The 21,847-nt window shown below is 75.2% G+C and carries 20 protein-coding genes; 12 read left to right on the forward strand and 8 right to left on the reverse strand.

Annotated features, from left to right (window positions below):
- Positions 1-80: 80 nt before the first annotated feature.
- Entirely contained in the window at positions 81-869 is a 789-nt protein-coding gene (locus CP974_RS20815) for a carbohydrate ABC transporter permease (RefSeq protein WP_223844354.1), read from the forward strand.
- Positions 870-877: 8 nt separating this feature from the next.
- Positions 878-2,401: a glycoside hydrolase family 3 protein gene (locus CP974_RS20820; protein ID WP_031135431.1), complete on the forward strand. Its 1,524-nt coding sequence runs from the start codon at positions 878-880 to the stop codon at positions 2,399-2,401.
- Between the two features lie 164 nt (positions 2,402-2,565).
- Here CP974_RS20820 and nagB read toward each other — a convergent pair whose 3' ends face one another.
- On the reverse strand, positions 2,566-3,351 hold the full coding sequence (gene nagB / locus CP974_RS20825) for a glucosamine-6-phosphate deaminase (protein ID WP_031135429.1): 786 nt from the start codon (positions 3,349-3,351) through the stop codon (positions 2,566-2,568).
- An 887-nt stretch (positions 3,352-4,238) separates the two neighbouring features.
- On the opposite strand from nagB, the gene CP974_RS20830 reads away from it, so the two are divergent.
- Complete coding sequence (locus CP974_RS20830) at positions 4,239-5,702, forward strand: sensor histidine kinase (protein WP_031132421.1); 1,464 nt, start codon at positions 4,239-4,241, stop codon at positions 5,700-5,702.
- 160 nt (positions 5,703-5,862) lie between these two features.
- Here CP974_RS20830 and CP974_RS20835 read toward each other — a convergent pair whose 3' ends face one another.
- On the reverse strand, positions 5,863-6,120 hold the full coding sequence (locus CP974_RS20835) for a WhiB family transcriptional regulator (RefSeq protein WP_003953983.1): 258 nt from the start codon (positions 6,118-6,120) through the stop codon (positions 5,863-5,865).
- 317 nt (positions 6,121-6,437) lie between these two features.
- Positions 6,438-7,406: a diacylglycerol/lipid kinase family protein gene (locus CP974_RS20840; RefSeq protein WP_031132423.1), complete on the reverse strand. Its 969-nt coding sequence runs from the start codon at positions 7,404-7,406 to the stop codon at positions 6,438-6,440.
- Positions 7,407-7,621: 215 nt separating this feature from the next.
- Here CP974_RS20840 and CP974_RS20845 point away from each other — a divergent pair, with 215 nt between their 5' ends.
- Positions 7,622-8,044, forward strand: coding sequence for a hypothetical protein (locus tag CP974_RS20845; RefSeq protein WP_031132424.1), 423 nt, complete (start codon positions 7,622-7,624; stop codon positions 8,042-8,044).
- 99 nt (positions 8,045-8,143) lie between these two features.
- Here CP974_RS20845 and CP974_RS20850 read toward each other — a convergent pair whose 3' ends face one another.
- The 3 genes from CP974_RS20850 to CP974_RS20860 form a co-directional block, all read right to left on the reverse strand.
- Complete coding sequence (locus CP974_RS20850; protein WP_078915644.1) at positions 8,144-9,121, reverse strand: RNA polymerase sigma factor SigF; 978 nt, start codon at positions 9,119-9,121, stop codon at positions 8,144-8,146.
- Positions 9,118-9,531: an ATP-binding protein gene (locus CP974_RS20855; RefSeq protein ID WP_028963827.1), complete on the reverse strand. Its 414-nt coding sequence runs from the start codon at positions 9,529-9,531 to the stop codon at positions 9,118-9,120. Before CP974_RS20855 ends, CP974_RS20850 begins: the two co-directional genes overlap by 4 nt.
- 263 nt (positions 9,532-9,794) lie before the next feature.
- The gene (locus CP974_RS20860) at positions 9,795-10,673 is read right to left on the reverse strand and encodes a 1-aminocyclopropane-1-carboxylate deaminase/D-cysteine desulfhydrase (RefSeq protein WP_051839517.1); all 879 of its coding nucleotides are present in this window, start codon (positions 10,671-10,673) and stop codon (positions 9,795-9,797) included.
- A 391-nt stretch (positions 10,674-11,064) separates the two neighbouring features.
- Here CP974_RS20860 and CP974_RS20865 point away from each other — a divergent pair, with 391 nt between their 5' ends.
- The 4 genes from CP974_RS20865 (at position 11,065) to CP974_RS20880 (ending at position 15,500) form a co-directional block, all read left to right on the forward strand.
- Positions 11,065-12,489, forward strand: coding sequence for a family 2B encapsulin nanocompartment shell protein (locus CP974_RS20865; RefSeq protein ID WP_031132430.1), 1,425 nt, complete (start codon positions 11,065-11,067; stop codon positions 12,487-12,489).
- A gap of 94 nt (positions 12,490-12,583) precedes the next feature.
- The gene (locus CP974_RS20870) at positions 12,584-13,717 is read left to right on the forward strand and encodes a family 2 encapsulin nanocompartment cargo protein polyprenyl transferase (protein WP_078915646.1); all 1,134 of its coding nucleotides are present in this window, start codon (positions 12,584-12,586) and stop codon (positions 13,715-13,717) included.
- A gap of 290 nt (positions 13,718-14,007) precedes the next feature.
- Positions 14,008-14,595, forward strand: coding sequence for a dihydrofolate reductase family protein (locus tag CP974_RS20875; RefSeq protein ID WP_031132434.1), 588 nt, complete (start codon positions 14,008-14,010; stop codon positions 14,593-14,595).
- 422 nt (positions 14,596-15,017) lie between these two features.
- Complete coding sequence (locus CP974_RS20880) at positions 15,018-15,500, forward strand: DUF6304 family protein (RefSeq protein WP_174887733.1); 483 nt, start codon at positions 15,018-15,020, stop codon at positions 15,498-15,500.
- A 202-nt stretch (positions 15,501-15,702) separates the two neighbouring features.
- On the opposite strand, the gene snpA is transcribed toward CP974_RS20880, so the two are convergent.
- A complete protein-coding gene (snpA, locus tag CP974_RS20885) occupies positions 15,703-16,377 on the reverse strand; it encodes a snapalysin (protein ID WP_051839511.1) in 675 nt (224 codons plus the stop codon).
- 199 nt (positions 16,378-16,576) lie between these two features.
- Between snpA and CP974_RS20890 the strand changes: the two genes are divergently transcribed.
- A complete protein-coding gene (locus CP974_RS20890; RefSeq protein WP_031132440.1) occupies positions 16,577-17,530 on the forward strand; it encodes a LysR family transcriptional regulator in 954 nt (317 codons plus the stop codon).
- A gap of 185 nt (positions 17,531-17,715) precedes the next feature.
- Here the strand turns inward: CP974_RS20890 and CP974_RS20895 are convergent, their stop codons facing one another.
- Entirely contained in the window at positions 17,716-18,993 is a 1,278-nt protein-coding gene (locus tag CP974_RS20895) for an alpha/beta hydrolase family protein (RefSeq protein ID WP_223844348.1), read from the reverse strand.
- Between CP974_RS20895 and CP974_RS20900 the strand changes: the two genes are divergently transcribed.
- From CP974_RS20900 to CP974_RS20915, 3 genes are all read left to right on the forward strand, one after another.
- Positions 18,992-20,221: a LysR family transcriptional regulator gene (locus CP974_RS20900; RefSeq protein ID WP_223844347.1), complete on the forward strand. Its 1,230-nt coding sequence runs from the start codon at positions 18,992-18,994 to the stop codon at positions 20,219-20,221. The genes CP974_RS20895 and CP974_RS20900 overlap by 2 nt on opposite strands.
- 29 nt (positions 20,222-20,250) lie before the next feature.
- Positions 20,251-20,793, forward strand: a complete 543-nt coding sequence (locus CP974_RS20910; RefSeq protein WP_031134542.1) for an ATP-binding protein — start codon at positions 20,251-20,253, stop codon at positions 20,791-20,793.
- Between the two features lie 674 nt (positions 20,794-21,467).
- Entirely contained in the window at positions 21,468-21,818 is a 351-nt protein-coding gene (locus CP974_RS20915; RefSeq protein ID WP_140160840.1) for a hypothetical protein, read from the forward strand.
- Positions 21,819-21,847 lie beyond the last annotated feature (29 nt).

Here is a 21,847-nt window from a genome sequence, read left to right on the forward strand (position 1 = left end):
CCGCACCCGCGGCCCCGGCCGCCAAGGCCCCCCGGACCGCCACCCGTCCCCGGCGCTCGGGGAAGCTCGGCTGGAACGCACTGGGCCTCCTCGTCTTCGTCACCCTCGGCTTCCCCGTCTACTGGATGGTGAACACGGCCTTCAAGCCGGCCAAGGACGCGATCGACCCCGACCCGCACTTCTTCCCCTCCACCTTCACGCTGGAGAACTTCCGGCGCGCCCTGGAGATCGCCGACTTCTGGGGGCCCGTCGGCCGCTCCCTCGTCGTCTCCCTGGTCGTCGTGATCATCGGCATCGCCGTCGGCATGCTCGCCGCGCTCGCGATCTCCCGCTTCGCCTTCCGCGGCCGCAAGATCGTCATCGTCGGCATCCTCGCGGTCCAGATGGTCCCGCTGGTCGCGATGATCATCCCGGTCTTCCTGCTCCTCAACGACCTGGGGCAGTACGACCGGCTGACCGGCCTGATCATCACGTACCTCACCTTCATCCTCCCGTTCACGGTGTGGACCCTGCGCGGCTTCATCGTGAACATCCCCAGGGAGCTGGAGGAGGCGGCCATGGTCGACGGGTGCACCCGCACCGGCGCCTTCGTCCGCGTCGTCTTCCCGCTGCTCGCGCCGGGCATGGTCGCCACGTCCGTCTACGGCTTCATCCAGGCGTGGAACGAGTACCTCTACGCGCTGATGCTGATGAGCCAGCAGAACCAGACCGCCACCGTCTGGCTCGGCAACTTCATCACGAAGAACGGCACCGAGTACGCCCCGATGATGGCGGGCTCCACCATGATGGCCGTCCCGATCGTGATCCTCTTCCTCCTCGTCCAGCGCAAGATGGCCGCGGGTCTCACGGCCGGCGCGGTGAAGGGATGACCGGCCCCATGACCACACTCGTACACGGCACGCCGGACACGCTCACCCGCGACGCCCTGACCGTCCTCCAGCCCGGCTTCGTCGGCACCACCCCGCCGGACTGGCTGCTCCGCCGGGTCGGCGAGGGCCTCTCCGCCGTGGGCCTCTTCGGCCGCAACATCACCGGCCCCGAGCAGCTCGCCGCGCTCACGGCCCGGCTGCGCGCCGAGCGCGAGGACGTCCTCGTCGCCATCGACGAGGAGGGCGGCGACGTCACCCGCCTGGAGGTCCGCGCCGGCTCCTCCTTCCCCGGCAACCTCGCGCTCGGCGTCGTCGACGACCCCGACCTGACCCGCGCCGTCGCCCACGAGCTGGGCCGCCGCCTCGCCGCCTGCGGGGTGGACCTCAACTGGGCGCCCTCCGCCGACGTCAACTCCAACCCGGACAACCCGGTCATCGGCGTACGGTCCTTCGGCGCCGACCCCGCGCTCGCCGCCCGCCACACCGTGGCCTACGTCGAGGGCATGCAGGCCGCGGGCGTCGCCGCCTGCACCAAGCACTTCCCCGGCCACGGCGACACCAACGTCGACTCGCACCTGGCGACGCCCCGCATCGACGTGGACCTGGACACCCTCCACGCCCGTGAGCTGGTGCCCTTCCGCGCCGCCATCGCCGCGGACACCAAGTCGGTGATGAGCGCCCACATCCTGCTGCCCGCGCTCGACCCCGACCGCCCCGCCACCCTCAGCCCGCGGATCCTCACCGGACTGCTGCGCCGGGAGCTGGGCTACGAGGGGCTGATCGTCACCGACGGCATGGAGATGCAGGCGATCTCCGCGGTGTACGGCATCGAGCGCGGTTCCGTCCTCGCGCTCGCGGCGGGCGCCGACGCCATCTGCGTCGGCGGCGGCCTGGCGGACGAGGAGACCGTGCTGCGCCTGCGCGACGCGCTGGTGACGGCGGTGCGGACCGGTGAACTGCCCGAGGAGCGGCTGGCCGACGCGGCGGCGCGGGTGCGCGCCCTGGCGTCCTGGACCCGGGCGCACCGGGCGAGGGGGGCCGGCCCGGAGCCGGGCGCGGAGGTGCAGGAGGGGACCGCGCCCGGCACCGGCATCGGCCTGGAGGCGGCCCGCCGCGCGCTGCGGGTGACGCCGGGGGCGCAGCCGTACGCGCCGCCCGCCGCGGGCGCGTACGTGGCGTCGTTCACCCCCGTGGCCAACATCGCCGTCGGCGACGAGACCCCGTGGGGCGTCGGCGCCGAGCTGGAGCGGCTGCTGCCGGGGACCCGGACCGGGTCGTACGGCCCTGAGGCCGCCGCCGAGGACGTGCTGCGCGCGGCGGGGGAGCGCCGCGTCGTGGCCGTCGTGCGCGACGCGCACCGTCACGCCTGGATGAGGGAGGCGCTGGACGGGCTGCTCGCCGCCCGCCCCGACACGGTCGTGGTGGAGATGGGCCTGAACCAGGCTCCGCCGCGCGGGGCCCTGCACATCGCCACGTACGGGGCGGCGCGGGTCTGCGGGACCGCGGCGGCGGAGGTCGTCGCCGGGGTGTAGCGCACACGGGGAAGGGGCCGGGCACCCGTCGCGGGTGCCCGGCCCCTTTCGCGTCCCCCGCCGCGGACGCGCCCGCCCGCACGGTCGGGGGTACGGGCGGGCGCGCGGCCGGGGAGTGCGGCCCCGCCGGTCCGGGCAGCCGTGCCGGCGGGGCCGCGCGTCGCCTAGAGCCCCTGCCAGGAGGGCTTGGCGGCGTAGGTCTGCCGGAAGTACCCGGCGAGCTTCAGCTTGGAGGCGGCGGCCTCGTCCACGACGACCGTGGCGTGCGGGTGCAGCTGGAGGGCGGAGGCCGGCACCAGCGCGGCCACCGGGCCCTCCACGGTCGCTGCGACCGCGTCCGCCTTGCCCTCGCCGGTCGCCAGCAGGACCAGGTGGCGGGCCTCCAGGATGGTGCCGATGCCCTGCGTGATCACGTGGTGGGGCACCTGGTCGAGACGGCCGTCGAAGAACCGGGCGTTGTCGATCCGGGTCTGCTCGGTGAGGGTCTTGATGCGGGTGCGGGAGGCGAGCGAGGAGCAGGGCTCGTTGAAGCCGATGTGCCCGTCGGTGCCGATGCCGAGTATCTGGAGGTCCACGCCGCCCGCCTCCGCGAGGGCCCGGTCGTACGCCTCGCACGCCGCCTGCACGTCCTCGGCGGTGCCGTCCGGGCCCAGGAAGGCGCCCCGGTCCAGCCCGAGCGGCTCCACGACCTGGCGCAGCACCGTGGAGCGGTACGACTCGGGGTGGCCGGCGGGCAGCCCCACGTACTCGTCGAGCTGGGCGATCCGGGCTCGCGAGACGTCGACGGCGCCCGCGCGCACCTTGGCGGTGAGCGCCTCGTAGACGGGCAGCGGCGTCGAGCCGGTGGCCACGCCGAGCAGAGCGTCGGGCTTGCGGCGCAGGAGGTCCGCGATGGCCTCCGCGATGAGCTCGCCGCCTGCCTTGGCGTCCTGGACGATGACAACTTCCACGCTGGGCCTGCCGATCTGGAGGGAGGGGGAAAGGGAGTCACACGGAAGGTGGTATAGACCAATCTAGCAGAACGGTCCCGACGCCCCCACGCCCCGCGTGCCCCTTTTCCCCCGCCCCAGACCCCCCTCCGGAACCCTGCCCGGCGGGGTCCCGGGCGGGGTGCCCCGGCCGGCCCCCGCCCGGCCTCCGCCCGGCCTCCGCCCGGCCCGGGGCGGTGCCCGCGGGGCCGCCTCCGTCAGGCGGCTGCGCGGGTGCGGGTGGGGCTGCGGGCGCGCGGCGGAGTGGCCGGCGGTGGCGCGCCCGGCGGTGGGGCGGCGGCCGTGCGGGCGCGGTACCGGGCGTGGCGCGGCGAGGCCGTGGAGGGCGGTGCGAGGGCGTCCGCCCGGCGCCGGGGCCCGGCGTGGGGCGACCGCCGCGGCGGCGAGGCGGGCGGCGGAGGGCGACGGAGGGCGGCGTGGGCCCGGCGGCGGGCGGTACGGGCTGCCGTGCGGGCGGGGTCCGGCGCGCGGGGGTGGGCCCGCACGGGCGGCCCCACGGGCGGCGGCCCTAGGTGCCGTACGCGCGGCGCGCACGGCCCGGAAAGACCCGCGGGCCGCGGCGCCGCGACGGGACCCTCAACCCGTCCGGCACCGCAGCCCGGAGTAGCAACGGCCGAGGGTGTGCGGTCCCGCGGCCGCGGGTGAGACCTCGACGCAGTCAGGGCAGAGAGCGCCGGGGTCCCGGTCCACCCTCCTGTGCGGGGAGGATGGAAGCTGTACACCACCATTGTGGACTAGACCAATTCTGTCTGTCCATCCTCATGGCGGGTGGTCGCCCCCCATCCTCCCCCACGGACCGGCAAAGCACCAGGTTCGACGTCACGGGTACGCTCGCAGGCGTGCCGTCCATGAACGACCTCGTCCGCCAGCACACCGCCCTCGGGGAGTCCGACCTCGAGTGGCTCCACCTGCTGGTCTCGGAGTGGCAGCTCCTCTCCGACCTCTCCTTCGCCGACCTCGTGCTGTGGGTGCCCACCCGCGACGGCACGCGCTACGTCTCCGTCGCGCAGATGCGCCCCAACACGGGCCCCACCTCCTACCAGGACGACATGGTGGGCCACCTCGTGCCGCGGGGCCGGCGCCCACTCCTGGACGCGGCCCTGGACGAGGGCCGCATCGTGCGCGAGGGCGACCCGGAGTGGCGCGAGGAGGTCCCCGTACGGGTCGAGTCGATCCCGGTACGGCGCGAGGGCCGCGTCCTCGGCGTGATCGCCCGCAACACCAACCTGCTCACGGTCCGCACCCCCTCCCGGCTGGAGCTCACCTACCTCCAGTCCGCGTCCGACCTGGCCCAGATGATCGCGGCCGGGGCCTTCCCGTTCCCCGAGCAGCAGGTCGACATGGACGCCTCGCCGCGCGCCGGCGACGGGCTGATCCGCCTGGACGCCGACGGCTTCGTCCAGTACGCCTCGCCGAACGCCCTCTCCGCGTACCACCGCCTCGGCCTCGCCGCCGACCTGGTGGGCCAGCACCTCGGCCAGATCACCGCCGAACTGGCGCCCTCCCGCGGCCCGGTCGACGAGGCCCTGGTCAAACTGGCCTCCGGCTACGCCCCGCGCGAGACGGAGGTCGAGGGCAACGGCGGCGTCATCCAGCTGCGGGCGATCCCCCTCAAGCCGAAGGGCACCCGCATCGGCTCCCTGGTCCTGCTGCGCGACGTGACGGAACTGCGCCGCCGCGAGCGCGAGTTGATCACCAAGGACGCCACCATCCGGGAGATCCACCACCGGGTGAAGAACAACCTCCAGACGGTCGCCGCGCTGCTGCGGCTCCAGGCCCGCCGCATGGACTCCGACCGGGGCCGCGAGGCGCTGAACGAGGCGGTCCGCCGGGTCGGCTCGATCGCCATCGTCCACGAGACCCTGTCGCAGAACCTGGACGAGCGCGTCGAGTTCGACGACATCGCCGACCGGGTGATCTCGATGGTGGCGGAGATCTCGCCGGGCAAGGTGGCCTGCCGCCGGAGCGGCCGCTTCGGCATCCTCGACGCCGAGGTCGCCACGCCCCTGTCGATGGTGCTCACCGAGATCCTGCAGAACGCCCTGGAGCACGCCTTCGCCCCGGCCGAGCGGGGGACGGTGGAGGTCACGGCCGTCCGGGGCGAGGGGCGCGAGGCCCGGCTGCTGATCACCGTGCAGGACGACGGCCGCGGACTGCCCGAGGGCTTCGACCCCCAGCGCACCGGGAACCTCGGGCTGCAGATCGTACGGACCCTGGTGGAGGGGGAGTTGGGCGGCTCGTTCGACATGCGCCCGGCGCCGGAGCGGGGCACGCGCGTGGTGCTCGACCTCCCGGTCCGCACCCGGCGGTAGCACCCCCGGCGCCCCGCCCGGCCGGCGCCCCGGCTCACGGGCTCGCCCCCGGGCGGCGCCGCACACGGCAGCGAGCCCCGGACCGTTTCGCACGGTCCGGGGCTCGAACGCTGTGGGTTACTGCTGCGCGCTGCTACTCGTGGAGGCGCGGTGGCGGTGCTCAGGCGCTGGCGTTACGCGCCCGGTTACGGGCGGCGCGGCGCTTCATCGCGCGGCGCTCGTCCTCGCTGAGGCCACCCCAGACGCCGGAGTCCTGGCCGGACTCGAGCGCCCACTGCAGGCACTGCTCCATCACGGGGCAGCGACGGCAGACGGCCTTGGCTTCCTCGATCTGCAGCAGCGCAGGACCGGTGTTGCCGATGGGGAAGAACAGCTCGGGGTCTTCCTCACGACAAACGGCGTTGTGACGCCAGTCCATGGCTGCTACCTCTCCTTGGTGTTGCATGCAAGTTGCTTGTGAATGTGAACGCTTTCACGAATCCCCCCGCAAGGGAAGGGCCGACGGCCAGACGAGCTGGTGTGGTCCTGGTTTGAGGAGGGGTTCTGGCTTTCGCTGGAGGCCGGTGCTGCGGGCCGTCCCGATCGCCACGTAGAGATTCGCAAACCTCGGCGGCGGATACAACCCCTTCCGGAAAGTTTTTTACGATTCCTCGGTGTCGGCTGCGTCACAGCCGTACTTCTATGGGGTGGATCCCAGTCCGTACGTTCGAGATAAAGGGCCAAGGGCCCTTCCACTCACACAATCACACCCAGTGCACGGCGAACGCCTGTGAACGTCACGCTCGTACGGAGCCCCAGGTGGTCACCGTCCATCTGAAACGGCAGTGGAACCTTGGAATGCAAGGTGAAGTCGATCAGGTCGTGCAGGGAGACGGCGTGCCTGCCCCGCGGGCCCCGCTCCGGGCTCGACGTCAGCAGCTGCGTGCCGTACCGGGCGACGGCCGGGCCCGACAGCCGGGACAGCCCCAGCACGTCGAGCCCCTTGTCGAAGGACGCCTCGGGCGAGGCGTACACCGGCTTGTTCCCCAGGTACGTCCACGGGGACGTGTTGCAGACTATCGACAGGACCAGCTCCCGGACCGGGTCGTGGCCCGGCCGCTCCAGGGTGATCGTGCCGTGCCGCCGGTGCGGGTCCACCAGGAGCTGGCGGACGACCTGGCGCAGGTACAGCGCGTGCGTCGACCGCTTTCCGCGCTCCCGCTGCTGCTCGACCCGGCCGATGACACCCGCGTCGAACCCGAGCCCCGCGCAGAAGGTGAACCAGCGGGCCGGCGCCGCCTCGTCCTCCGTGCCCGGCGTGCCCGCCGCCAGGCCCAGCCCGACCGTCCGGCTCCGCTCCTCGCGCAGGGCGTCCAGGATCACGCCGGTCGCCTCCACGGCGTCGTTCGGCAGGCCGAGCGCGCGGGCGAAGACGTTCGTGGAGCCGCCCGGCACCACCGCCAGGCGCGGCAGCCGGTCCGGGTCGGGACCGGCGTGGAGCAGGCCGTTGACGACCTCGTTGACCGTGCCGTCGCCGCCGAGCGCCACGACCAGGTCCACGTCCCCCGCGTCGGCCGCCCGCCGGGCCAGGTCGCGCCCGTGGCCCCGGTACTCCGTGGTCACCGCGTCCAGCTTCATCTCGCTGGCCAGCGCGTGGATCAGCACGTCACGGGTGCGGGCACTCGTGGTGGTGGCTGCCGGGTTGACCACGAGGAGTGCGCGCATGCCCGCCAGATTACCTACCGCGCGGTACCCGGGCCCAGGCGCCGGGGGTACGACCCCCCACCCGCGCCCCGGACCGGGGCCCTGGTCACCGCGCCCGGACCGGGGCCCTGGTCGCCGGGCCCGGACCGGGGCGCCGCCCCCACCTCCCGGACCGGGGCGCCGCCCCGCCCACCGCGCCCCCGAGGGGGCCGGGCGCGGCGGCTACCCTTGCCGGGGTGAGCAGCAGCGAACAGAACCCCGCCCCCACGCCGCGCCCCGCCCGTGTGACGGCGGCCGCCGCGGTGGCCGGACTCCAGGCGCTCGCCCTCTTCGCGGGGGGTGTGTACGTCCTGGTCAACACCCTGACCGGTACGCCCGACGGCTTCACCCAGGCCCTCACGGGCGGCGCGACCCTGATCGCGCTGGGCCTCATCCCGCTGCTCGCGGCGCGGGGCCTGCTGGGCTGCCGCAGCTGGAGCCGCGGCCCCGCGATCATCACGCAGCTCATGGCGCTCCCGGTCGCGTACACGCTCCTGACGGGCGTGGGCGCGGCGATCCCGGCGGGCATCGCGCTGGCCGCGGCGGCGGTGACGGGGCTGGTGCTGCTGGTCCACCCCACCACCACCAGGGCGCTCGGCATCGGCCGCCCCGCGCCGTGACGCGGGGGTCCCTCCGGCGGCGGCTGTGACGGGACGTGATCGGCGAGCACCGTACGTACGGGAGGCCGCGCTCAGCCGAGCCCTCGTCCGGGGCCCGGCCTACTCCTCCACCAGCAGCCGCTCGCGGAGCTGCGCCAGGGTGCGGGCCAGCAGCCGGGAGACGTGCATCTGGGAGATGCCCACCTCCTGCGCGATCTGCGACTGCGTCATGTTCCCGAAGAACCGCAGCAGCAGGATCCGCTTCTCCCGCGGCGGCAGGCCCTCCAGCAGCGGCTTCAGCGACTCCCGGTACTCGACGCCCTCCAGCGCCTCGTCCTCCGCGCCCAGCGTGTCCGCGACGGCCGGCGACTCGTCGTCCGTGTCCGGCACGTCCAGCGACAGCGTCGAGTACGCGTTGGCCGATTCCAGGCCCTCCAGGACCTCCTCCTCGGAGATCCCGAGCTTCTCCGCCAGCTCGTGCACGGTCGGTGACCGTCCGTGCAGCTGGGACAGCTCCGCCGTCGCCGACGTCAGCGACAGCCGCAGCTCCTGGAGCCGCCGGGGCACCCGGACCGCCCAGCCCTTGTCGCGGAAGTGCCGCTTGATCTCGCCGACGACGGTCGGCGTCGCGTACGTCGAGAACTCGACGCCCCGCTCCGGGTCGAACCGGTCGACCGACTTGATCAGGCCGATCGTCGCGACCTGGGTCAGGTCGTCCAGCGGCTCGCCCCGGTTGCGGAACCGGCGCGCGAGGTGCTCGACGAGCGGCAGGTGCATCCGCACGAGCTGGTTGCGCAGCTCGGCCCGCTCCGGCGAACCGTCCGGCAGGCTCCGCAGCCGCACGAACATCGCCCGCGCGCCGCTCCGGTCCTGCGGGTCGGGCCGCCGGCTCCCGCCCCGCTGCTCGTCGTCGTTCCCGCTCATCCGCGCCGCCCGCTCCACCCGCGCCCGCTCCGGCGCCTCCGCCCGGCCGTCCGCCGGACCGTCCACCGGGTGCGGCCGCGCCTGCTGCTCCGGGATGCCCGCGACGTCCTCCGCCGCGCCCGCGGCCCGCGGGCCGCGCTCCTCGTTCCGCACCGGACCGTCCCCGTCTCTCACGCCGGCCCGGGTCCCGCGCCGCGCTGTTTGTACAGGCTGATGGAGACCGTGCGGTCGTCGGCGACCGACGAGTCCACCTTGCCCGCCAGGGCGGACAGGACCGTCCACGCGAACGTGTCCCGCTCCGGCGCCCGGCCGTCCGTCGTCGGGGCGGACACCGTCACCTCCAGCGAGTCGTCGATCAGCCGGAACACGCAGCTCAGGACCGACCCGGCCACGGCCTGCTGCAGCAGGATGGCGCAGGCCTCGTCGACCGCGATGCGCAGGTCCTCGATCTCGTCGAGGGTGAAGTCCAAGCGCGCCGCGAGGCCGGCCGTGGCCGTACGCAGCACGGACAGGTAGGCACCCGCAGCGGGCAGCCGGACTTCCACGAAGTCCTGGGTCCCGGGCTCGCCTGCGATCTGGGACACCCTCACCTCCAAGGTGGCACAAACTCGTTCGGGGACCGGAGGGAGCGAGATCCCCCCGGAACCGTGCGGTACGCAGGAATGCGTAGTCGCCGTGACGCTATCGCGATCCATGCCGCCGTGTCGCCGTGGACCCCGAGCCGACGTGCGTCACCCATCGTAAACACATGGGCACGCACAGTGGCTAGGGGGTCGCGGTGACCAATCCTGTGGATCCGGCGGAGGATTGACGTACCCAGGCGCCGGGCGGTCGAACCGTCCACCTCTCACCCCCTGGACCCCGTGTCCGGATCCGGCCGTCCGGTCACCACCGCGGCGACCGTCGTACCGGGTGCGAAGGCGCCCTCCTCGGCGAGCGCGACCAGCGCGTACAGCATCTTGGCGACGTACAGCCGCTCCACCGGCAGCCCGTGCCGCGCCGAGAAGTCCGCCGCGAACGCCGCCAGCTCCGGCGCGACCCGCCCGTACCCGCCGAAGTGGAAGCGGTCGTCCAGGCTCCACGTGCCGGCCGGCCCGCCGAAGGCGGACTCCTGCAGCGCGCGCACCTCCGCCCCGAGGAAGCCGCCCCTGAGCACCGGCACGCCCAGCGCCCGCTGCCCGGGCGCCAGGCCCGCCGCCAGCCCGGCCAGCGTCCCGCCGGTGCCGCACGCCACCGCCACCACGTCCGCGCGGCCCCGCAGCTCGCGGCCCAGCTCCGCGCAGCCGCGCACCGCCGCCGCGTTGCTGCCGCCCTCCGGGACGACCACCGCGCCCTCCGGGGCCTCCCGCAGCAGCCGGGCCACCACCCGCGGGTCGCGCTTGGCCCGGTACGTCGCCCGGTCCACGAACACCAGCCGCATCCCGTCCGCCGCGCACTGCTCCAGCACCGGGTTGAGCGGCCGGCCGGCCAGCTCGTCGCCCCGGACCACCCCGACGGTCGGGAAGCCCAGCAGCCGCCCGGCCGCGGCCGTGGCCCGCAGGTGGTTGGAGTAGGCCCCGCCGAAGGTGAGGACCGGGCGCCCCGCCGCCCCGGCGAGGTTCGGTGCCAGCTTCCGCCACTTGTTGCCCACCAGCTCCGGGTGGATCAGGTCGTCCCGCTTGAGCAGCAGCCGCACGCCCCGCCGGGCGAACCGCTCGTCCTCGGCCGCCCGCAGCGGCGACGGCAGCCGGGGTGCCGGCGCGGCCGGGGGCGCGGCCGGGGCCCCGGCCGGGGCGCCGCGTGTGCCGGGGGACGTGCCGGGGCCGCTCGTGCCGGGGCGGTTCGTGCCGGGACGGGGGACCGGGCCGGGGGCGGTGGCCGGACCGGGAGTGGGGGCCGGGCCGGGGGCGGGGGAGCCTGCGGGTGTCACCCGTCCATTGTGCGCGGCGCCCGCCGGTACGGGCCGATCCGGACACCGGGCGCGGAAGCCGGCCGGTTCAGCGGGCCGGGAATCGAAAGCGCGGCTGACCTACCCGTACGCGCCGCCTTCCATTCCCACTCATGTGGGTAATGGCGTCGTCACACCATGTGTTGAAAAGCTTCCCCGGCAAGCCGTTGGGATCATCGAGAGGGACAACATGTCGGTTGGTTCGGTTGACTCGGTCGGCGACGACGTACGGGCCGGTCAGGCTCCCGCGCAGAAGAGCCTCGGCACGGACGCGGCGCGGAACCTGGCGACCACCACCAAGTCGGCGCCCCAGATGCAGGAGATCACCTCCCGGTGGCTGCTGCGCATGCTGCCGTGGGTGCAGGTCCAGGGCGGCGCGTACCGGGTGAACCGCCGGTACGCCTACGCCGTGGGCGACGGGCGCGTGACGTTCGTGCAGACCGGGGAGCGCGTCGAGGTCATCCCCGCCGAGCTGGGCGAGCTGCCCGCGCTGCGCGGATACGGCGACGAGGCGGCGCTCGGCGAGCTGGCCCGGCGCTGCACGCAGCGCGCGTACGCGCCCGGGGACGTCATCGTGGAGGCCGGCGCCCCGGCGGACCGGGTCTTCCTGCTGGCGCACGGCCGGGTGGAGAAGGTCGGCTCCGGCCCGTACGGCGACGAGGCGGTCGTCGACGTCCTCGCCGACGGCGGCTACTTCGGCGACGGCTCGCTCCTCGACGGCGAGGCGACCTGGGAGCACACCCACCGCGCCGCCACCGCCTGCGTGATGCTGGAGCTGACCCGCGCCGACGTCCTGAACCTCGCCGAGCGCGCCGAGTCCCTCGCGGGGCACCTCGCCTCCGCCGCCGCGATCCCGCGGCAGCGGACCAACAAGTACGGCGAGAAGGCCATCGACCTCTCCGCCGGCCACCGCGGCGAGCCGGTCATCCCGCAGACCTACGTCGACTACGACCCCGCCCCCCGCGAGTACGAGCTGAGCGTCGCCCAGACCGTGCTCAAGGTCCACACGCGCGTGGCCGACCTCTACAACCAGCCGATGAACCAGACCGAGCAGCAGCTGCGCCTGACGGTCGAGGCGCTGCGCGAGCGCCAGGAGCACGAGCTGGTCAACAACCCCGAGTTCGGCCTCCTCGCCAACTGCGACTACGGCCAGCGCATCCAGCCGCACGACGGCGTCCCCGGCCCGGACGACATGGACGAGCTGCTCTCCCGCCGCCGCGGCAGCAAGCTGTTCCTCGCCCACCCGAAGGCCATCGCCGCCTTCGGCCGCGAGTGCAACCGGCGCGGCCTGGTGCCCGAGAGCATCGACGTCGGCGGCAACCGCATCCCGACCTGGCGCGGTGTCCCGATCTTCCCCTGCAACAAGATCCCGATCAGCGACGCACGGACCACGTCGATCCTCTGCATGCGCACCGGCGAGTCGGAGCAGGGCGTCGTCGGCCTCCACCAGACCGGCATCCCCGACGAGATCGAGCCGAGCATGTCCGTGCGATTCATGGGTATCGACGAACAGGCGATCATCTCGTATCTGGTCACGGCCTACTACTCCGCGGCGATCCTGGTGCCGGACGCCCTGGGTGTCCTGGAGAACGTCGAGATCAGCCGCTGGAGGTGAGGACCGGGTACGGGCGGGGGCGTCCCGCACCGGCGTCCCCGCCCGCGCCCCTGCCCCGGGGACGCAGGCACGAGCGGAGGAGAAGACCGTGACCATGATTGACGCGGACACGACGGACATCGCGGGCGTGACGGGCCTGACGGGCCTGACGGGCGTGCGGTCCGGGGACGGCGGCCGGGCGGCGGCGCCCCTGCCGCCGGGGCCCGGCGGCCCGGACGCGGCGGCCCTGCTCGACCGCGCCCACGCCGCGGTCGCGCCCCGGCTGCGCGCCGACCTGACCGCCCTCCCCGCACCGCTGCGCCGCGTGGCGATGTACCACTTCGGCTGGGAGCGCGCCGACGGCACGCCGGTCGCGGGCCGGGGCGCCGGCAAGGCCGTCCGCCCCGCCCTCGTACTCGCCGCCGCCCGCGCGCTCGGCGGCGACGCGGACGCGGCCGTCCGGGCGGCGGCGGCCGTGGAGCTGGTGCACAACTTCACCCTGCTCCACGACGACATCGTCGACGAGGACCGCACCCGGCGCGGCCGGCCCACCGCGTGGACGGTCTTCGGCACGCCCGACGCCCTGGTCACCGGCGACGCCCTGCAGGCCCTCGCCCTGACCGTCCTCGCCACCGACCGGCACCCCGCGGCGGCGGCCGCGGTGGCGCGGCTCGGCGCCTGCGTGGTGGAGCTGTGCGCGGGGCAGCAGGCCGACGTCGCCTTCGAGCGGCGCGACCCGGCGGACGTGACACTGGACGAGACCCTCGCCATGGCCGAGGCCAAGACCGGCGCGCTGCTGGGCTGCGCCTGCGCCCTGGGCGCCCTGTACGCGGGCGCGGGGGAGGCCGAGGTCGCCGCGATGGACGCCTTCGGGCGGGAGGCGGGCCTGGCGTTCCAGCTCATCGACGACCTGATCGGCATCTGGGGCGACCCCGCGCGTACCGGCAAGCCGGCCGGGGCGGACCTGGCGGCCCGCAAGAAGTCGCTGCCCGTCGTCGCCGCGCTCACCTCCGGCACCCCGGAGGGCGCGGAGCTGGCCGCGCTCTACGGGCGGGCGGAGCTGGACGGCCGGGGCGTGGCGCTGGCGGCCGACGCGGTGGAGCGGGCCGGGGGCCGCGACTGGGCGCAGGCGGAGGCGGCCGACCGGATGGCGAGGGCGGTGCAGCAGCTCTCCGGCGCGGTGCCGGACCTCGGGGCGGCGGAGGAGCTGCTGGCGCTGGCCGAGTTCGTGACGCGACGCAGCCACTGAGCGGCGGGCGACGGGCGGACACGCCGGCGGGCGGCTGTGCCCGCGGGCGGACGTGCCGGCGGGCGGACGTGCCGGCGGGCGGACGGGTGGGCGGGCCGTACCGGCGGGGGCGGAGCGCCGGGACGGCCGCCCGCGGCGCCTCCCCGCCGGGCATCAGGTGCCGGCGCGGCCGGGAAACCCGCTGGCGGGACGACCGCTCCTGTAGCAGGGTGGCGGGGATCGCCCGCCCCGCCCGCCCCGCCCGCTCCGCTCCGGGGCGCGGAGCCACGCACCCACCCGAAGGACGCGGTTTGCGCACTCTGACGTACCTGGTCGCCTGCTCGCTCGACGGCTTCATCGGCGACCCCGGCGGCGACGCCACCTCCATGTTCCGGTACCTGGACGAGGAGTACCTCGCCTTCCTGACCGGCGAGTACCCCGAGACCGTCAGCGCCGAAGGCCGCCGCGCGCTGGGCATCGCCGACGCCCCGAACAAGCACTTCGACACGGTCGTCCAGGGCCGCGGCAGCTACCAGGTCGGCCTCGACGCCGGGGTGCCCAGCCCGTACGGGCACCTCCGCGAGATCGTCGCCTCCCGCACCCTGGAGACCTCCCCGCACCCGAACGTCGAGATCGTCTCCGGCGACCTGGTCGCCCGCGTCCGCGCCCTCAAGGCGGAGGACGGTCCGCTCGGCATCTGGCTGTGCGGCGGCTCGGGCATCGCCGGGACGCTGATCGACGAGGTCGACGAACTGGTGATCAAGTCGTACCCGCAGGTCTACGGGGCGGGGATGCCGATGTTCGGCGGCGCCGCCTTCGCGGTGTCCGACTTCGACCTCCGCGACGTCCGGTCCTTCGGCAACGGCGTCGTCGTCCGCCGGTACGGCCGCGTCCGCTGAGCCGCACTACGCTGGAACCATGACCGGAGGTGAGGGGCGCCGGACCGCACGCCGCCCGCACCCGGCCGGTCCCGCGGGCGAGCCGGTGTGCCCCGCCTGCGGACGGCCGGTCGGCGAGGTGGTGCACCGGCGCAAGGTCCTCGGCGCGTGGGTGCCCGCATGGGAGCCGCGCCCCTGCGGGACACCGGGGTGCGAACGGTACGGCCTGACCCCGCGCGCGGGGCGGTAGCGGACCGTACGCGGCGCGGGACGGCCGGGCGCCGCCCCGCCCCCGGACACGTCAGGCGGGCTCCGCCCGTGACCGGGCCCGGCGGCGCCGAGGAGGCGTGCAAGCCGGGCATGCGCGCCGCTATCGGCCGAAGTCCGGCACGGAGGGCGTCCGGCGTCACGCCGGGCCCCCGCGTACCGCTACAGTCCGCGCCATGTCAACGCAGTCAACGGAGTCATCGGAGTCGCCGGCACCTTCGGGGCCGGCCGAGGTGCGGACCGGCTGGTACCGGGACCGCCGCGGGGCGGAGGCCGTCCGCGTCACGTCGGACGGGCGGGGCGTCAGCGCCGTGGTCAGGGGCGTGCGGTACGAGGGCGGCGGCTTCGCCGCCCTGCGGGCGGCCGAGGAGGACGGCGGCCTCCCGCTGGCGGGCTGCGTGCTGGAGTGGGACCAGCCGCTGTCCGTCCTGACCGACGGCGTGACCGAGCCCGGCACCCTGAGCTGCCTGCTCACCCTCGGTGAGGCGCTGCCCGACGGCACGCCGGAGCGGGTGGAGCTGCACCTGACGCTGCACTGCGCCGGAGCGGCGTACGAGTCGGGGGTCACGGACGGGGACTTCGACCGGGCCCTCGGGCGGATCCTGCGCCAACTGCCCCCCGGCGCCCGCTTCGCCCGCGACCTAATCCAAGCGGCGTAGGCGCACCCGGCGGGGCGCGCCCGGCGGGCCGTACGCGCGTGTCCGGCAGCTCCGGCAGCTCCGGCAGCTCCGGCAGGTCCGGCAGGTCCGGCAGCTCCGGCAGGTCCGGCAGGTCCGGCCGGGCCCGAACGGACCGGGCCCACGCGCGCGAGGGCGCCCCGCGGACCTGCCGCGGGGCGCCCTCACGCGCGTGCGGTACGGCTCAGGCGGCCGGGGCGGCCGCCGCCGCGAGGCCGTAGCGCCACAGGTAGTCGACGCGCGAGCGCTCCTGCGCGTTCGGCGTGGCGTTGGTGCACGACGGGCCGGGGCCGCCGCCGGACATCAGCTCGCTGCACGGACCGGAGTAGTTGTCGGGCAGGCCGAGGACGTGCCCGGTCTCGTGGGTGGTGACGCGGGTGGAGTTGTAGATCTGGTTCTGCCGGTAGTCGAGGAAGATGTAGCCGCGGCCGTGCCCGTCCGTGCTGGCGTACGAGCCGCGCGAGTCGTTGCCCTCGTAGTACCGGAAGTCCGGGTTGCTGCCCTCCTGGAGCTTCACGTTGCTGACGGAGCTGTTCCAGATCTGCGTGGAGCGGGCTATCTGGGTGCGGAAGCTGGGCGCGTTGGCCGCCGAGTACACGACCGTCACGGCCTGGGTGCCGGGGACGGCGGCGCGCTTCTGAGCCACGGACTTCATGACCGCGTCGAAGAACGCCCGGTTCGCCCGCGCCTCCTCGGACGAGCCCGAGTACGCCGAGAACGCGGCGGCGGCGACGGTCTCCTGGGCGGTGCCCGCCGGGGCCGGGGCGGCGGTGGCGGTCGCGGCCGGCACGGCGGCGAGAGCGGCGGCGGCACTCAGCGCGGCGGCCAGCAGGGCACGGCGGTGCATGGGGGGCTTCATGTGGGGGCTCCTACTCGTCCTGAACGCCTGGGGACGCGTTCGGTTGGAGAGAGTGTCGGGGAGCCCCGGCCCCGCGCGGATGATGGCAAACGGCGATAGCACCAGCACATCACCCGCCACAACTCCCTTCCGGCTGAAGGCGATCGACCAGGTCACGGCGTCTGGTGCGGTGCACGGCGGGCGTCCTACCCTCTGGGGCATGGAGCTGGAGGTGAGACACCTGAGGGTGCTGTGCGCCATCGCCGACGCGGGCAGCCTGCACAAGGCCGCCCGCTCCCTCGGGATGAGCCAGCCGTCGCTCACCACCCAGCTGCGGCGCATCGAGAACGCCCTGGGCGCCCAGCTCTTCAGCCGGGAGCGCACCGGCTGCCGGCCCACCCCGCTCGGCCTGGACGTCCTCAGCCGCGCCCGGCCCCTCGTCGCCCAACTCGCCCTGCTCGTCAGCGAGACCCGCGCCGCCGCCGCCCGCGTGGACGGCGCCCGGCTGCGGATCGGCTCCACCGCCAGCCGCGCCCTCGCCGGATGGCTGCGGCGGTTACGGAAGCGGCTGCCCGGTACCGACATCAGCCTCCACATGGACGTGTCCGCCGGCGCCCTGCTCCGCGCGCTCGCGGCGGGCCAGCTCGACGTGGCGTTCGTCCACGAGGTGGAGGGCTGCCCCCTGCGCGTCCCGGACGGGCTGGAGCGGCGGGTCCTGGTCGACCGGGAGCCGCAGTTCATCTCCATGGCCCGCGACCACCCGGCCGCCGCCGCGCCCGTGGTGGACGTGGCCGACCTGGCGGAGGACCGGTGGATGGTCGATCCGAGCGTCGACGGGGAGTGGGACGGGCTGCGCCGGGTCCTCGGCGCCGCCGGGATCGACCCGCCGGTCCTGCACGCCGACTACCACACGGCCGCGTCGCTCATCGTGGCCGGCGAGGCCGTCGCCCCCTGCCAGCCCACGTCGGGCCCGCGCGACGACATGGCGATCCGCCCCCTGCGCGACGACCCCCTGGCGGTACGGCTGCTGCTCTACCACCGGCCGGGCGGCTGCTCCCTCCACGACGCCGCCTACGCCGAACTGGCCGCCGCCTACCGCGAGGCCGCCCTGCGCACCGCCGCCTACCGCCACTGGCTCCTCCGCCACGACAGCCCCCTGCTCCGGGCGGCGTGACGAGGCGCCACGGCGCCACGAGACCGCGGCCGCACGGCGGCACCGAGCGCGCCGCGCCGCCCGTAGGGCGACACGGCTCTCGTGCCGGGTCCCGCCTCCGGCTCCTCTCGCGGCCGCCGCGACCGGACCTCCACGGTCCGCGCGCGCCCTCCCGGCCGCACCCCCGTGGTGGCCGGGAGGGCGGGTCAGCGCGGCCGCCGCGGCGCGGTGGCGACGGCGCTCGCGCCGAGGCGGTCGGCCAGCCAGTCCGCGGTCCGCGGCAGCCAGTCGGGGCGGCAGTTGCCCAGCAGGTGGTCGCCGTGCGGGACCGTCAGGAGCGTGGCGTCCGGGGCGGCGGCGGCCAGCGCGGCGCCACCGGTGACGCCCGGTATGGCGTCCGTGCCGCCCTCGACGACCAGCAGCGGCCGGTCGATGCGGGGCGCCGCCTCCGTCAGGTCGACCCGCCCGGCGAACTCCCGCGCCGCCGCCACGCTCCCGCAGCGGCCGGCCAGCGTGTCCCGCACGAACAGCGGCAACCCGTCCCAGTCCAGCCGGTACGGGCCGCTCACCGCCACCGCCGCGCGCAGCCGGGGCTCGTACGCCGCCGACACCGACGCGTAGTAGCCGCCCAGGCTGAGCCCCAGCACGCCCGCCCGCGACACGTCCACGCCCGGCCGCGCCGCCACGGCGTCCAGGACCTCGCCGAGCACGTGGGGGAAGTCCGCGCGCGGCGCCCGTACCGCCGCCATCACGCCCTGTCCCGGCCCGTCCACGGAGCAGACCGCCACCCCGCGCGCCAGCAGCGCGTCGGCCACCGTGTGGAACTCCTCCTTCGCGGAGTCCAGTCCCGGCACCACCACGACCACCGGCACCGGCTCCCCGGCGGCGCCCCGCCCTCCCCGGACCGCCACCGCGCCGCCCGCCACCGCGCTACCCTCCACCGCGCCGCCCGCCGGTGCGACGTCCGCCGTGCCACCGGAGGCGTCCGCGCCGGCCGGCCGACGCAGCCACCCCGCGAAGGACGCGCCCTCGACGCGTCCCGCCGAGGGCTCCGTGAGGGCCAGCGCCCGGTGCATCGCCCGGTCCGCCGCCCGCGCCGCCCTGGCGGTCGCCTGCCTGTCCGGGTGCGGCAGCAGGGTCGAGAAGTGCAGCCAGCGGGCCGCACCGCGCAGCGCCGCGCCCGCCGAGACGGCCCGGCCCCGCCCCGCGTGCTCCTCCGCCGCCGAGAGCAGCCGGTCGCCCTCCGCGCGGAACGCCGCGGGCCAGTCGTACAGGGAGCGCAGCGTGCCCGTCACCCGCTCGTACGCGAACGGGTCCAGGCCCGCGCCGAACGCGCGGGAACGGTTGCCCGCCACGAAGGGGGCCAGGACGTCGGGCTGGTCGAGGAAGCGCATGCCCCCATCCCAGCCGCGCGGCCACCGCCCGTCCAACAACCGCCACCGGCCGGGCGACAACGGGACGTTGTCGCCTATGGTGAGGCGCATGCAGCACGCCCCGGACCCGGACTCGCGCGTGGCCCGCCACACCTCCACGGCTCCCGGTCCGGACCCGCGCCCGCCCGTCCCCGCCCCCGATCTCGACCTCGGCCAGGTGCGCGCCTTCACCGCCGTGGCGCGGCTGCGGCACTTCGGCCGGGCCGCCGGGGAGCTCGGCCTCACCCAGCAGGCGCTCTCCCGGCGCGTCGCCCGCCTGGAGTCCCGGCTCGGCGTCCGGCTGCTCGACCGGGGGGACGGCCGCGGCGTGCGGCTCACGGCGGCGGGGGAGCGGTTCCTCGGGCCCGCCCGGCAGACCCTGGAAGCCGGTACGGCCGCCGTGGCCGCCGCCCTGGCCGTGCCGGGCCCCCGCGTCCGCCTCGACGTGTGGGGGCATCTGTACGCGCCGCTGCGCACCCTCGCCGACGTCCTGGCCGACGCCCCGGGCCTCGGCGTCGAGACCGGCACGGGCCGGGACCACGCGGCCGTCGCGCGGGCGCTGCGGCGCGGCGATGTGGACGCCGGGCTCGGCCGGGTACCGCTGGACGCGGCGGACCCTGCGGGGCCGCCCGCCCGCGCCGCGCTCTCCCACCGCGTCGTACGCCTCGAACCGGTCGACGCCGTCGTCAGCGCCGCCCACCCCCTCGCCGGCGCCGCCTGTCTGCGCCCCTCCGACCTGAGCGGAAGCGTCCTGCGCTGCCCGGCGGAGCCCGGACGGCTGGACTTCCTCACCCGGTTCGCGGACCGCTTCGGTGTCGAGCACCGCGTCGGCGGCCCCAACCTCGGGCCCGCGCCGTTCCTCGCCGCCGTCCGCGACGACCCGGAGTGCTTCACGCTGCTGCCGGCCGACGCCGTCCCCGACACGATCGCGGCCACCCCCGCCCCCGCCCGGACCCGGCCCCCGTTCCTTCCCCCGCCCCCGGCATCGGTCCCGCCCCCGGCATCGGTCCCGCCCCCGGCATCGGTCCCGCTCCCGGCCGCCCGGCCCGGCGGCGCCCCGACCGCCCGCACCGACCTCTCCGCTCCCGCCGTCCCCGGTACCGGCCTGCGCGTCATCCCGCTCGCGGACCCGACCCCGCTCTACGCCTGGTCGCTCGTGTGGTGCGGCGGGCCGGAGGGGACGCCCGCCTCGCGGGCGCTGCTCGACGCGTTCCAGCGCGCCGGGCGTGCCCGGCGCTGGCTGGAGTACCGGCCGGGGCGCGACTGGCTGCCGGAAGGTGGACTTTCGTCAGTGTTCTGACGCCCCGCGCCCCGCGTACGGTCGCCCGTATGGAGAGCACAGGGGGGCGGGGCCCCGTCGTCTGGACCGCGTGGGCCCTGCCGGTGGCGGCGGCCGCGGGGGCGGCGCTGACCGTACGGAGCGACTGGTGGACGGTGCCGACGGCGGCGGCCGCCTTCCTGGCGGGCCGGCGGCCGGGCGGGACGCGGGCGGGCGCCCTCGCGCTGAGCGGCGCGGTCGCGGCGGGCGTCCTCGCGGTCCTGCTGATGCCGTCACTGCTGGTGCACGCCACGGTCTTCGTGGGCGCCCTGGTCGCCGGGGCGATGCTCCCGTGGTTCGCGGGCGCCCCCGTGACCGTGCGGCTCGTCCACGGCGAGGGCGGGACGGAGGTACGGGTGGTGAACGGCCCGCCGGCCCGCGACCGGCCGGGCGCCGCTCCCTCCGGCGGCGGCCGGGGGTTGGTGGGCCTGGACGAGCGGGTACGGCTCGCGGGCGGCACCTTCCGGCACGGCCCGTACGACGGGGGCTTCGCCGTCACGGCGACGCTCCCGCACGGCCGGTGGAAGCATCGGGGCAAGCCGGGGCACTGCTAAATGAGACGGTGCATTGCTGGGCGAAACATGCGCCGTTCAGACTCCCCAACTGGGCCATTGAGGGCTTATCCCCGTATACGGGGTCGTCGTACAGCGACCACGCCGGGGCGCAATCTGCCAAGAACTACCGCGAAAGCGAACCAAACGCTCACTTAGGGTTCGGGACCAGCGCGGCGCACCTGAGCCCTCCGGGCGCGAGCCCCGCGACGGCGCCGCCACCCACCCTGAGCACGGCACCGCCCTCGCCACCCGAGCCGCCCACGTCTGCTTCCGAAAGCCCTTGGCCCATACCGCCGAACAACGAAGCGCCCACTCCCACCCCACCCCCGCCGATCCGCACCCCACCCCCGACGAAAGTCAGAGACCGCCCCGGCGACTCCCGTGCTCAGCTGCCGGACCCTGGATTAGGGCCGCGCACGACCCGCATCGAGCTTGGGCGGATGTGCCGTCGCATCCGAGCGCCGGGGCGCGCTCGGTGGTATGTCACCTCCACCAGCCCGTCCTCAACGGCATCTGATATGAGCGCTGCTCGTATGGAGTCGAGACATAAGGGGTTCCGGTCGTTTTTCGCAAAGTGGCTGATTTTATCCGTTACGGATCTTGTCGTGCTTAATGTGTGTCATACAATTCCGGGGAGTTCGATCTTCGGATAATGGGGGTATCTCATGTCATTCGTGCGACGCACCACCCGCTGGGGTGTAGCCGCAGGTGCTGTCCTGGCCCTGGTTACGGCAGTGCCTGCGTGGGCGGGCTATAAATCGTATGAGGGGTCTGACTTCTCCGAAACGTACAACAGCGACCGCGGACTGCAGGCCTGTGATATGGAGGCCGATCAGAACGCGGTGGAGGGCCAGTATCAGCGGAACGGCAGCGATGCCATCCATCACCTGTGGGACAAAAACGGTGCGGGGCCCGACAACTGTGCGTCCAGCGGTAGCGGCACCGCGCACATAATCAAGCACCGGACATGCGAGCAGCGTTTCGCCGCTCCGGACGTGTGCGGTGCGTGGGCGTGGCGTCCTTGACGATGTGAGTACGGCGGGGTGTGCACCGT

It is taken from the genome of Streptomyces fradiae ATCC 10745 = DSM 40063, from assembly GCF_008704425.1.
GTDB classification, from domain to species: domain Bacteria; phylum Actinomycetota; class Actinomycetes; order Streptomycetales; family Streptomycetaceae; genus Streptomyces; species Streptomyces fradiae.